At 37.2% G+C, this 11,521-nt stretch carries 13 protein-coding genes and 1 other annotated feature; of the genes, 11 read left to right on the forward strand and 2 right to left on the reverse strand.

Features of this window, described 5'->3' with window-relative positions; genetic code table 11:
• Positions 1 to 291 (forward strand): S16 family serine protease (locus AC1DJR_RS06775; RefSeq protein WP_477002268.1); only part of this gene is annotated, 291 nt, incomplete at its 5' end.
• On the forward strand, positions 288 to 884 hold the full coding sequence (yihA, locus tag AC1DJR_RS06780) for a ribosome biogenesis GTP-binding protein YihA/YsxC (RefSeq protein WP_002088829.1): 597 nt from the start codon (positions 288 to 290) through the stop codon (positions 882 to 884). The genes AC1DJR_RS06775 and yihA, both read left to right, overlap by 4 nt.
• 35 nt (positions 885 to 919) lie before the next feature.
• On the opposite strand, the gene AC1DJR_RS06785 is transcribed toward yihA, so the two are convergent.
• Together AC1DJR_RS06785 and AC1DJR_RS06790 are read right to left on the reverse strand one after the other, a co-directional pair.
• Positions 920 to 1,336 carry an organic hydroperoxide resistance protein gene (locus AC1DJR_RS06785; protein WP_002015349.1) on the reverse strand — a complete coding sequence of 139 codons (417 nt, stop codon included), beginning with the start codon at positions 1,334 to 1,336 and terminating at the stop codon, positions 920 to 922.
• A 2-nt stretch (positions 1,337 to 1,338) separates the two neighbouring features.
• Positions 1,339 to 1,791 carry a MarR family winged helix-turn-helix transcriptional regulator gene (locus AC1DJR_RS06790; RefSeq protein ID WP_002034199.1) on the reverse strand — a complete coding sequence of 151 codons (453 nt, stop codon included), beginning with the start codon at positions 1,789 to 1,791 and terminating at the stop codon, positions 1,339 to 1,341.
• A 417-nt stretch (positions 1,792 to 2,208) separates the two neighbouring features.
• On the opposite strand from AC1DJR_RS06790, the gene hemA reads away from it, so the two are divergent.
• The 9 genes from hemA to AC1DJR_RS06835 all read left to right on the forward strand — a co-directional run.
• Positions 2,209 to 3,540, forward strand: a complete 1,332-nt coding sequence (gene hemA, locus AC1DJR_RS06795; protein ID WP_002015353.1) for a glutamyl-tRNA reductase — start codon at positions 2,209 to 2,211, stop codon at positions 3,538 to 3,540.
• 17 nt (positions 3,541 to 3,557) lie between these two features.
• Positions 3,558 to 4,391, forward strand: a complete 834-nt coding sequence (locus AC1DJR_RS06800; RefSeq protein WP_002015354.1) for a cytochrome c biogenesis protein — start codon at positions 3,558 to 3,560, stop codon at positions 4,389 to 4,391.
• 15 nt (positions 4,392 to 4,406) lie between these two features.
• Entirely contained in the window at positions 4,407 to 5,336 is a 930-nt protein-coding gene (gene hemC, locus AC1DJR_RS06805) for a hydroxymethylbilane synthase (RefSeq protein WP_002034194.1), read from the forward strand.
• 2 nt (positions 5,337 to 5,338) lie between these two features.
• Positions 5,339 to 6,091, forward strand: coding sequence for a uroporphyrinogen-III synthase (hemD, locus tag AC1DJR_RS06810; protein WP_429688099.1), 753 nt, complete (start codon positions 5,339 to 5,341; stop codon positions 6,089 to 6,091).
• 20 nt (positions 6,092 to 6,111) lie between these two features.
• Positions 6,112 to 7,101, forward strand: coding sequence for a porphobilinogen synthase (gene hemB, locus AC1DJR_RS06815; protein ID WP_002015358.1), 990 nt, complete (start codon positions 6,112 to 6,114; stop codon positions 7,099 to 7,101).
• Positions 7,101 to 8,390 carry a glutamate-1-semialdehyde 2,1-aminomutase gene (hemL, locus tag AC1DJR_RS06820; RefSeq protein WP_477002269.1) on the forward strand — a complete coding sequence of 430 codons (1,290 nt, stop codon included), beginning with the start codon at positions 7,101 to 7,103 and terminating at the stop codon, positions 8,388 to 8,390. Before hemB ends, hemL begins: the two co-directional genes overlap by 1 nt.
• A 79-nt stretch (positions 8,391 to 8,469) precedes the next feature.
• Positions 8,470 to 9,477 carry a stage VI sporulation protein D gene (gene spoVID, locus AC1DJR_RS06825; protein ID WP_477002270.1) on the forward strand — a complete coding sequence of 336 codons (1,008 nt, stop codon included), beginning with the start codon at positions 8,470 to 8,472 and terminating at the stop codon, positions 9,475 to 9,477.
• 72 nt (positions 9,478 to 9,549) lie between these two features.
• The gene (gene ysxE, locus AC1DJR_RS06830) at positions 9,550 to 10,575 is read left to right on the forward strand and encodes a spore coat protein YsxE (protein WP_429688102.1); all 1,026 of its coding nucleotides are present in this window, start codon (positions 9,550 to 9,552) and stop codon (positions 10,573 to 10,575) included.
• Positions 10,576 to 10,709: 134 nt separating this feature from the next.
• Positions 10,710 to 10,941, forward strand: a binding site (T-box leader).
• A 38-nt stretch (positions 10,942 to 10,979) separates the two neighbouring features.
• Positions 10,980 to 11,521, forward strand: a 542-nt coding sequence (locus AC1DJR_RS06835) for a class I tRNA ligase family protein (protein ID WP_477002271.1), incomplete at its 3' end; no start/stop codon positions are given.

Consider the following 11,521-nt stretch of genomic DNA (forward strand, 5'->3'; position numbering starts at 1 on the left):
GGTATTACGATGGCAACGGCACTTATTTCTGCACTAACGGGTATTCCTGTAAGTAAAGAAGTTGGTATGACAGGTGAAATTACACTTCGTGGTCGTGTATTACCGATTGGTGGTTTGAAAGAAAAAACATTAAGTGCTCACCGCGCGGGATTAACAAAAATTATTTTACCGGCGGAAAATGAGAAAGATTTAGATGATATTCCAGAGAGCGTAAAAGAAAACCTTACGTTTGTGCTTGCATCTCATTTAGACGAAGTATTGGAGCACGCATTAGTAGGAGTGAAACAATGAAAGTAACAAAAGCAGATATTGTAATTAGTGCCGTTAAACCGGAACAATATCCAGACAGTGATTTACCAGAAATTGCCTTAGCAGGTCGTTCTAATGTCGGGAAGTCTTCCTTTATTAATAAAATTTTAAATCGTAAAAAGTTAGTACGTATTTCTTCTAAACCAGGAAAAACGCAAACGCTGAACTTTTTCTTAATCAATGAAATGATGCATTTTGTTGACGTTCCAGGTTATGGATATGCGAAAGTATCTAAAACAGAGCGCGCGGCATGGGGCAGAATGATTGAAACTTACTTTACAACACGTACGCAATTAGACGCAGCTGTATTAGTAGTTGATTTACGTCACCAACCAACAAAAGATGACATTATGATGTATGATTTCTTAAAGCATTATGAAATCCCAACAATTATTATTGCAACGAAAGCCGATAAAATTCCGAAAGGGAAATGGCAAAAGCATTTAAAAGTTGTAAAAGAAACGCTTGCTGTTGAAATTGGCGATGAAATCGTTCTATTCTCTTCTGAAACAGGACTTGGAAAAGAAGAAGCATGGAAAGCAATTCATAAAATGACAAAAACAAAAAACGCGTGACGAATGTCGCGCGTTTTTTTTTATTTACTAAACTTTTAGCGTACGTTTAATGTAACTTCAATATTTCCTCTTGTTGCTTTAGAGTAAGGACATACACCGTGAGCGGCTTCTACAAGTTCTTGTGCTTCGGCATGAGAAACACCAGCAACATGTACGTCAAGTACAGCAGATAGTCCGAAACCACCATCTGTATCTTTACCGATAGAAACGTGTGCAGTCACTTCTGTACTTTCCACCTTCATACGTTTTGTACGAATTACAAGTTGTAATGCACTATCAAAGCAAGCTGCATAACCAGCTGCAAATAATTGTTCTGGATTTGTTGCTTCTCCGCCTGCGCCACCTAGTGCTTTTGGCATTTTTACATCAAGATTTAATATGCCATCATCTGAAACTACCTTACCGTTTCTTCCACCTGTTGCTGTTACTGAAGCAGTATATAATTTATCCATGTTTATTCCCCTTTTCTGTCATTAATTTTTTTCATTGTTTCAATTAATGTGTTTAATTGGATTAATAAAGAATGATATTCTTGCTCTGTAATTCCTAAATTTGTAGCCATCGTTGTTGGTAATGAACAAGCTATTTCTTTTAAATCTTTACCTTGTTTTGTTAATTCAATACAAACTTTTCGCTCGTCTTCTTTTGAACGAACACGTTGTACAAGTTTTAATGATTCCATACGTTTTAACATAGGTGTTAAAGTACCAGAATCTAAAAATAGACGTTCTCCAATTTCTTTTACTGTTAGTCCGTCTTGTTCCCAGAGTACAAGTAAAGTAATGTACTGGGGATACGTAATGCCCATTTCTTCTAAATAGGGGCGGTAAAAACGGGTAACCTCTCTAGAACAAGCGTAAATAGAAAAACAAAGTTGGTTATCTAGATGCAAAGGATTTTCTTTCATAGGCAACTCCTTGTATTTTTAAATTGTGCACAATTTAATTTTGTAAAACCAATATATCGAAAAAGAAATACAATGTCAAATGCATTGCATCGAGAAAGTGAGTACTATATTTTGGAACAATCATACATATTTTCCTTCATGATGAAAGAAGATAGAAAAGATGATGTTAYAATTAATATGGAATAGTTTCCATCACTTGATTATGAGGACTTTTTTTGGTAACGTACAAATAGAGTTATTATTTTATAATTATTATAAAGTAGAAAGTTCTTTATTAATCTTACTGAAGCTCCTTTATTACATATGGAGAATAAATAAAAAATAATCAGTTGTTCACACGATTGTCAGATTCATAAGAGGAAAGTTGTATTATGATAGTAGATAAAGTGATAAAACGGGTGAAGGGGGACATGCTGCGTGCATATTCTTGTTGTTAGTGTAAATTATCGAACAGCCCCTGTAGAATTTCGTGAGAAACTCACATTTCAGGCAGCAGAGCTAGAGCAAGCAATGACTATATTACAAAACCAAAAGAGCGTGCTAGAAAATGTCATTGTATCAACTTGTAATCGCACTGAGATTTACGCTGTTGTCGATCAATTACACACGGGACGGTATTACATTAAGAAGTTTTTAGCTGATTGGTTTCAGCTTGAAATAGAAGAAGTCGCACCATACTTGTCTATTTTTGAACAAGATGGCGCAATAGATCATTTATTCCGCGTAACGTGCGGTTTRGATTCTATGGTTGTTGGAGAGACGCAAATTTTAGGTCAAATAAAAGATAGCTTTTTAGAAGCACAACAAGTAAAAGCGACAGGTACAATTTTTAATGAGTTGTTTAAGCAAGTGGTTACGTTAGCAAAACGTGCGCACTCAGAAACAACGATTGGTGAAAGTGCGATGTCTGTTAGTTATGCTGCTGTTGAGCTCGGAAAGAAAATATTTGGCGATTTAACAGATTGTCATGTACTTATTCTTGGTGCGGGTAAGATGGGTGAACTTGCACTGCAAAACTTATACGGAAGTGGAGCTCGTAAAGTAACGGTTATGAATAGGACGCTTACGAAAGCGGAAGTGATGGCTGAGAAATATATGGGACATGCAAAGCCTTTAAGTGAATTGCAATGTGCATTATTAGAAGCGGATATTTTAATTAGTTCAACAGGTGCATCAGAATATGTCATTACGAAAGAAATGATGACAAAAGTAGAGAGAATGCGCTCTGGTCGTCCGTTATTTATGGTTGATATTGCAGTACCACGTGATATTGATCCGGCGATTGATGAATTAGAAGGATCTTTCTTATATGATATCGACGATCTGCAAGGTGTAGTTGAAGCAAACCGTGCTGAACGTTTAAAAGAAGCAGAGAAAATTCAATTTATGATTGAAGAAGAAATGGTTTTATTTAAAACGTGGTTAAGTACGCTAGGTGTTGTACCGTTAATATCAGCTCTTCGTGATAAAGCGCTAGCAATTCAAAGTGATACGATGGAAAGCCTTGAGCGAAAAATACCAAACCTTAGTGATCGTGAGAAAAAAGTAATTAGTAAACATACGAAAAGTATTATTAACCAATTGTTAAAAGACCCAATTTTAGTAGCTAAAGAATTAGCTGTTGAAGAGGGAGCTGGCGAAAAATTAGCTTTATTTGCGAAGATTTTTGATTTAGAAGTGGAAGAAGCGGGAAATACGGAAGAAGTAGAACATAAAAGAGCGTGGACACCATCCGTTCCATCTTTATAACTTGGAAGGATGATCGGATGAGTTTTTTAAATAACAGTATTATTTATCATATTGCAATTATTTTATATGCTTGTAGCATTAGTTTATATTTTATAGATTATTTCCAAAGTAACCGAAAGGCGAACCGCTTTGCTTTTTGGTTACTTTCGATTGTATGGGTTCTGCAGTCTATCTTTATGTTGCTTAGGGCTACAGATTCAGAAACGAATCCTATTTTAACTTTATTATCAGGGATTTATTTTTATGTTTGGTTATTGATTACGATGTCATTAGTCATTAATCGATTTATGCGTATTGACTTTTTAGTCTTTTTTACAAATGTTGTAGCATTTGGCGTAAGCGCTTTTTCTATTTTCACACCGCTCGGGAAGATGTCGCCAGTACTTGCAGAGCAATTAGTTTCAGAACTTGTATACGTGCATGTCGGTATGGCGATTATTTCTTATGCAACGTTTACTGTATCGTTTATTTTTTCTATTATGTATTTATTGCAATACCGACTATTAAAAAAGAAAAAGTGGAATGCGAGATTAAGAAGATTAGGAAATTTGCCGAAGCTTGAATCTATGTCTTACGGATTAAATTTATTTTCTGTTCCGTTTTTCTTATTAGCAATTATATTAGGATGCATATGGGGATATACAAAATTGGATAATTTCCATTGGTATGATACGAAAGTAATTGGGTCTTTTGTCGTTCTATTTGTATATTGCGTGGGCTTATATTTACGAGCAGCAGATGTGTTGCAAGGTAAGAAAATTGTGCAGTGGAATATCGGGGCATTTCTCGTAATGCTAGTTAACATTTTTCTATTAAGCAGTTTATCTAATTTCCACTTTTGGTATTTATAATGAGGAGAGAGAATTATGCGCAAAATTATTGTAGGTTCACGAAAGAGTAAACTAGCATTAACACAAACTAATTGGTTTATTGATCAATTAAAAGCGCTTGGTTTACCATATGAATTTGAAGTGAAAGAAATCGTCACAAAAGGTGATGTTATTTTAGATGTTACTCTTTCAAAAGTAGGCGGAAAAGGTTTATTTGTAAAGGAAATTGAACATGCGTTACTTACGAAAGAAATTGATATGGCTGTACATAGTATGAAAGATATGCCAGCTGTACTTCCAGATGGATTAACGATTGGTTGTACGCCAAAGCGCGTTGACCCTCGTGATGCTTTTATTTCTAAAAACGGAGAATCGTTTAAAGACTTAGCAGAAGGCGCGATCTTAGGAACGAGTAGTTTAAGACGTAGTGCACAACTACTAGCTGCGAGACCAGATTTACAAGTGAAATGGATTCGCGGGAATATCGATACACGCTTACGTAAGTTAAAAGATGAAGATTACGATGCAATTATTTTAGCGACAGCTGGATTACAGAGAATGGGCTGGGACGGAGAAGTTATTACAGAACATTTAGATGAAACGTTATGTGTACCAGCCGTAGGACAAGGTGCATTAGCGATTGAATGTCGTGAGGATGATACGGATTTACTTCAGTTGTTAGCGCATATTAATGATGCAGTAACAGAAAGAACAGTGGCTGCTGAACGAGTATTTCTTCATAAACTTGAAGGTGGATGCCAAGTTCCAATCGCTGGATATGCAACTCTTAAAGAAAATGATGCAATCGAATTAACAGCGCTTGTCGGTTCTATGGACGGTTCTGTTTTATTGAAAGAGATAGTAGTAGGTAATGATCCGAAGCAAGTTGGATTAGAGGCTGCGGACCGTTTAATTAAACAAGGAGCAAAAGAGCTCATCCTTGCTGCAAATAAGGAGCAACAATAAATATGAACGCTCTCGCTGGCAAAACAGTATTGATTACACGTGCCCAGCACCAAGCGAAACAAATGAGTGTAGCAGTGAAAGAAAGGAGCGGAATTCCATTGGAAATTCCGCTTTTGCGTATGGAAGGTACGTCTCATAGGCAAATTCAACATATAGCAGGGCAGCTACATTCGTATGACTGGGTTATTTTCACGAGTAAAAATGGTGTAGCTTTTTTTCTAGATAGTTTGAGAAAGAAGCTCCCCGGACCGATTAAAATTGCTGCAGTAGGCGTGAAAACAAAGTTAGAGTTAGAAAAGCGAGGTTATCAAGTAGATTTTGTTCCCACTGCATTTGTTGCAGAAACATTTGCCGAAGAGTTTCTAAAAGAATTAAGTGGAAACGAGCGTATTTTATTTCCGAAAGGGAATTTAGCAAGAGATGTAATCCCGGTTAAACTTAGGGAGTTTGGTGTGTTTCTAGATGAGTTAATTGTATATGGTACGAAGGTGAATGTAGAGAAAAAACAAGAACTTGTAACAGCATTGAAATTAGGGAAAGTAGACATTATTACATTTACGAGCCCTTCAACTGTTGATAGTTTTGTTCGTTTACTTGAGGGTACAAACTGGAGAGAATGGACGAAAAAATGTACAATTGCTTGTATAGGGCCTATTACGGAAAAAGAGGCGAACCTCTATTTTCCACATGTTATTGTGCCAAAAGAGTACACTGTAGAAGCATTACTGCAATGCATTTGTGAATCTATAAAATAAAAGAATGGGGATAGAAATCTATGAATTCTTTACAATTTAATCGTCATCGTCGTTTAAGACAAAGCGGGGGCATGCGTGCGCTTGTACGTGAAACATTTTTACATACAGAAGATTTTATTTACCCTATTTTTGTATTAGAAGGAGAAAATACTCGTAATGAAGTTCCTTCTATGCCGGGCGTATATCAAATGTCTTTAGATTTATTGCAAGCTGAAATGCAAGAGGTCGTTGATTTAGGTATTCGTTCTGTTATTGTATTTGGTTTACCTGCTGAAAAGGACGAAGTTGGATCATCGGCATATTGTGAGCATGGAATTGTACAGCGTGCAATTAAGCAAATTAAAGATGAGTTCCCAGAGCTAGTAGTAGTTGCAGATACATGTTTATGTCAATTTACAAGCCATGGTCATTGCGGTGTTATTGAAGATGGCGTTATTTTAAATGATGAGTCTCTTGCAGCTCTTGCAAAAACAGCTGTAAGTCAAGCGAAAGCAGGGGCAGACATTATTGCACCATCTAACATGATGGACGGATTCGTAACAGCAATTCGCCATGCATTAGATGAAAATGGTTTCGCGCACGTACCAGTTATGTCGTACGCTGTGAAATATTCATCAGCATTTTACGGACCGTTCCGTGATGCAGCACATGGTGCACCGCAGTTTGGTGACCGTAAAACATATCAAATGGACCCAGCGAACCGTATGGAAGCATTCCGTGAAGCAGAATCAGATGTAATGGAAGGGGCAGACTTCTTAATTGTAAAGCCAGCTCTTTCTTATCTAGATATCGTTCGTGATGTGAAAAATAACTTTAACTTACCAGTCGTTGCTTATAACGTAAGTGGTGAATATTCGATGATTAAAGCAGCAGCACAAAATGGTTGGATTAATGAGAAAGAAGTTGTACTTGAGAAATTAATTAGCATGAAACGCGCAGGAGCAGACTTGATTATTACGTATCATGCAAAAGATGCAGCAAGATGGTTACAAGAAGGAGGCGCTAAATAATGAAAAAATTTGATAAGTCGATTGCGGCGTTTGAAGAGGCTCAAAATTTAATGCCTGGAGGCGTAAACAGCCCTGTTCGTGCTTTTAAGTCTGTTGGTATGAATCCGCTGTTTATGGAGCACGGAAAAGGCTCTAAAGTATATGATATCGATGGGAATGAATACATCGATTACGTATTATCGTGGGGACCTTTAATTCATGGTCATGCGAATGATCGTGTTGTTGAGGCTTTAAARGCTGTTGCTGAAAAAGGAACAAGCTTTGGTGCACCAACAGAAATTGAAAATAAATTAGCGCAGCTTGTTATYGAGCGTGTACCATCAATTGAGATTGTGCGTATGGTTAACTCTGGAACAGAGGCGACAATGAGTGCACTACGTTTAGCTCGTGGTTACACTGGACGTAACAAAATTTTGAAATTCATTGGTTGTTATCACGGTCATGGTGATTCTTTATTGATTAAAGCAGGTTCGGGTGTAGCAACGCTAGGTTTACCAGATAGCCCTGGTGTACCAGAAGGTGTAGCGAAAAATACGATTACCGTAGCGTATAACGATTTAGAAAGTGTAAAATATGCTTTCGAACAATTCGGTGATGACATCGCTTGTATAATTGTAGAACCAGTGGCAGGGAATATGGGTGTTGTTCCCCCGCAACCAGGGTTTTTAGAAGGACTTCGTGAAGTGACAGAGCAAAACGGTGCACTACTTATTTTTGATGAAGTAATGACAGGTTTCCGTGTTGCTTATAATTGTGGACAAGGTTACTACGGTGTAACTCCTGACTTAACTTGTTTAGGTAAAGTAATCGGTGGTGGCTTGCCGGTAGGAGCATACGGTGGGAAGGCAGAGATTATGCGTCAAGTTGCACCAAGCGGACCGATTTACCAAGCTGGAACATTATCGGGTAATCCACTTGCAATGACAGCAGGTTATGAAACGTTAGTGCAGTTAACGCCAGAATCATATGTGGAATTTGAGCGTAAAGCAGAAATGTTAGAGGCTGGACTACGTAAGGCAGCTGAAAAGCATAATATCCCGCATCACATTAATCGTGCAGGTTCTATGATTGGTATTTTCTTTACAGATGAGCAAGTTATTAATTATGATGCAGCAAAATCTTCAAACTTAGAATTCTTTGCAGCTTACTATCGTGAAATGGTAGAACAAGGTGTATTTTTACCACCTTCTCAATTTGAAGGTTTATTCTTATCGACAGCACATAGTGATGCAGATATTGAGGCGACAATTGAGGCGGCCGAAATTGCAATGTCAAAATTAAAAGCATAATTTCTTAGAGAAAATCGCTTTCCATTAGGGGAGCGATTTTTTTTATTCATAAAGTAGCCTTAGGGAACATAAATCTGTAATGACATATAGTTTGGGAGGGGGAAAAGAAGTGGCAACAGATCATTCATTACGATTTTCATTAAAAGAATCTGTTTGGTTCCAGAAGGGACAGGAAGTCGAAGAACTTTTGTCAATTTCGTTAGATCCAGACGTTGAGATAGAGGAGCTCGATCATGAAGTTATCGTGAGGGGGCAATTAGATTTAACGGGAGAGTACGTTGCAAGGCAAGATGATTCAGCTTATTCATTAAGAGAGCTATCACCAGCAAAGGCAATTGATTATGTAGAAACAAGGGCAGACGGGGTTAATGAGCTTGTCCATTCCTTTCCGCTCGAAATATCAATTCCAAGAAATCGAGTGAAAGTAATTGAAGAATTATATGTATCAATCGAGGAATTTGATTATGAATTAAAGGAAAATGGTTGCTTACAACTATTAGCGGATATATCTATTACAGGTTTATGTGACGAAGAAAGAACCGAGGATGAAGAGGAAGAGACGGTGTATGCCGAGTTGGAAGCTGATTCAGCTGAAGAAGATGAAAGTAGACCTGYGCYGCACGAAGAGGTACCAGYCTATAAAGAATCAGATGGATGGGAAGATTATGCATTTGARCCGTTTCAGTTAGAAGAAAGAAAAGAGCAAGAAATAGAAGAAGAGGAATTAGAAGAASATGAACTTGTGGAGCGTGAAGAGGAGCAAGAAAAGACACCACAATTTGAATTGTTCGGGCGGAAAAATTTCAAGAAAGAAAAAGCGAAAAAGCAGGAAGAGCCAGAGGAAGAAGCATATTCACAGCGAGATGAAAATGCACTTTATTTAACGAAATTATTTACGAAAGAACCAGAAGAAGAATTTACGAAGTTAAGAATGTACTTCGTACAAGAAGGAGATACAATTGAATCGGTTGCAGAACGTTATGAAACGACTATACAAAGCTTATATCGTGTAAATCAATCAGAAGATATATATTTAACTACAGGGCAAATTATATATATTCCTGTTTCAAAAGCAACAGTGAAATAAGTGAGTGAGTTTTTTCACTCACCTCTTTTCTTTTCCTAGAAGCTATGTTTTGAATAAGAAAGGGTTATTCGTATGGATATTGAATTACGAAATCGCTATGAACCCATTGTGAGGCAATATAGATTGGACACTCAGCATATGGAAGAGCACGGAAGTGTAATGAAAATTTATACGAATCAAGGTCCGTATGCGTTAAAGAAAATACAAGATAGAAAATTAGAGCGGAATAATTTTTTACACCATATTCAATATTTGAAGGAGAAAGGTTTTTCGAATTATGTACCTATCTATCACACGACGGACGGGAATTATGTTTTAAGTGATGGGGCATATAGCTATTATTTAATGCCTTGGTTAGAACGTGCGGAAGGAAATGGCGAAGATAATGATCAATACCATAAGATGTTTCAAACGCTCGGGACGTTGCATCAAAAAACGGTGAAAGAGGAGACTTATACAGAAGAAGATTTAGAAAAACATTATACAAATATATCCGGCCGTTGGGAAAATGATGGTGAGATATTAGAAGAGTTTCTTGTAGAATCAGAAGCGAAGTGGTATATGTCTCCATTTGAATTACAATATTGTACGTATTATCACCACGTTATGAGAGCACGTGAGTTCGCAACGAAACAATTAAGTGAATGGCATGATGCAATGAAAGAAAAGGAAAAAACACGTACTACTTTCGTTCATGGAAATGTATCGCTTAATCACTTTTTATTTGATTATGAACGAAACGGTTATTTTATTAGTTTAGAAAAGTCTCAGTTTGCTACACCGGTACAGGATATCGTCAGCTTTTATTCAAGGTCCTTGAACACATATCCAATTGCGCGGAGCGACCGCTTTGAATGGTATCAAATGTATCAAAAAAATTTTCCATTTACGAAAGAGGAGCAGCTTCTTATGTTTGCGTATATGACGTACCCGTCGCATTTTATTCGGCAAATTCAGTCGTATACGAAAAGAAGAAAGAGTCGTAATGAAGAAAATGAGCTTCGCGGGGTAAAAATTCTGCAGCAATCGCATTGGCTCATTAGTAATACAGAATATTTCCTTTCGCAATTACAAGCTGCCCAGCAAGAGAACGGATAAAGAAGATAAGTAGGGAGAACCCTGCTTATCTTTTTTTATTAGTTTCATAAAGAGATAAAAGCCGTAGTTTCAAATTTATCTTGACGAATAAGGTTTCGTTTTTTACACTATTGTATATAATAATTAACAATCACATAAATGCATTGAAGGGGAAGAGTATAACATGAAACGTCTTCAGAGAGGGGAACCATTGGCTGGGAGGTTCTCTAGATAGTTATGTTAGAAGGTAGCCCTGGAGCATCTTTTCTGAACGGAATGATTCTTATTAGGAAAAGACGGATTTGTCCGTTATCAAATTAAGAGTATAAGCAAATTCTGAATTTGTTTGTAAATAAAGGTGGTACCGCGATGTCCCTCGTCCTTTTTTGGATGAGGGGCATTTTTTATTTTAAGGAGGGAAAATAATGTCAAATACGGAAAATAATTTACCAACTAAATATGATCATATGTCCGTTGAAGAAGGCCTTTACAAGTGGTGGCTTGAAGGCAAATATTTCGAAGCAACAGGGGATGAGAAGAAACAACCATATACAATTGTAATTCCACCTCCGAACGTAACTGGTAAGTTACACTTAGGTCACGCTTGGGATACGACGCTTCAAGATATTTTAACTCGTACAAAGCGTATGCAAGGTTACGATGTATTATGGCTTCCAGGAATGGACCATGCTGGTATCGCAACGCAAGCGAAAGTAGAAGGAAAACTTCGTGAAGAAGGTATTTCACGTTACGATCTTGGTCGTGAGAAATTCCTTGAAAAAGCTTGGGAATGGAAAGAAGAATACGCTTCTCACATTCGTCAACAATGGGGGAAAGTTGGTTTAGGACTAGACTATTCTCGTGAACGCTTCACATTAGACGAAGGTTTATCTAACGCTGTTAATAAAGTATTCGTTCAATTATATGAAAAAGACTTAATTTACCGCGGTGAGTATATCATCAACTG

The sequence above is a fragment of the Bacillus sp. 05T31 genome (assembly GCF_056396725.1).

Coding starts and splice junctions, on each gene's coding strand:
- yihA (WP_002088829.1), top strand. CDS start 288: ATGAAAGTAACAAAAGCAGATATTGTAATTAGTGCCGTTAAACCGGAA.
- hemC (WP_002034194.1), top strand. CDS start 4,407: ATGCGCAAAATTATTGTAGGTTCACGAAAGAGTAAACTAGCATTAACA.
- AC1DJR_RS06785 (WP_002015349.1), bottom strand. CDS start 1,336: ATGGATAAATTATATACTGCTTCAGTAACAGCAACAGGTGGAAGAAAC.
- hemB (WP_002015358.1), top strand. CDS start 6,112: ATGAATTCTTTACAATTTAATCGTCATCGTCGTTTAAGACAAAGCGGG.
- AC1DJR_RS06790 (WP_002034199.1), bottom strand. CDS start 1,791: ATGAAAGAAAATCCTTTGCATCTAGATAACCAACTTTGTTTTTCTATT.
- AC1DJR_RS06800 (WP_002015354.1), top strand. CDS start 3,558: ATGAGTTTTTTAAATAACAGTATTATTTATCATATTGCAATTATTTTA.
- hemD (WP_429688099.1), top strand. CDS start 5,339: ATGAACGCTCTCGCTGGCAAAACAGTATTGATTACACGTGCCCAGCAC.
- ysxE (WP_429688102.1), top strand. CDS start 9,550: ATGGATATTGAATTACGAAATCGCTATGAACCCATTGTGAGGCAATAT.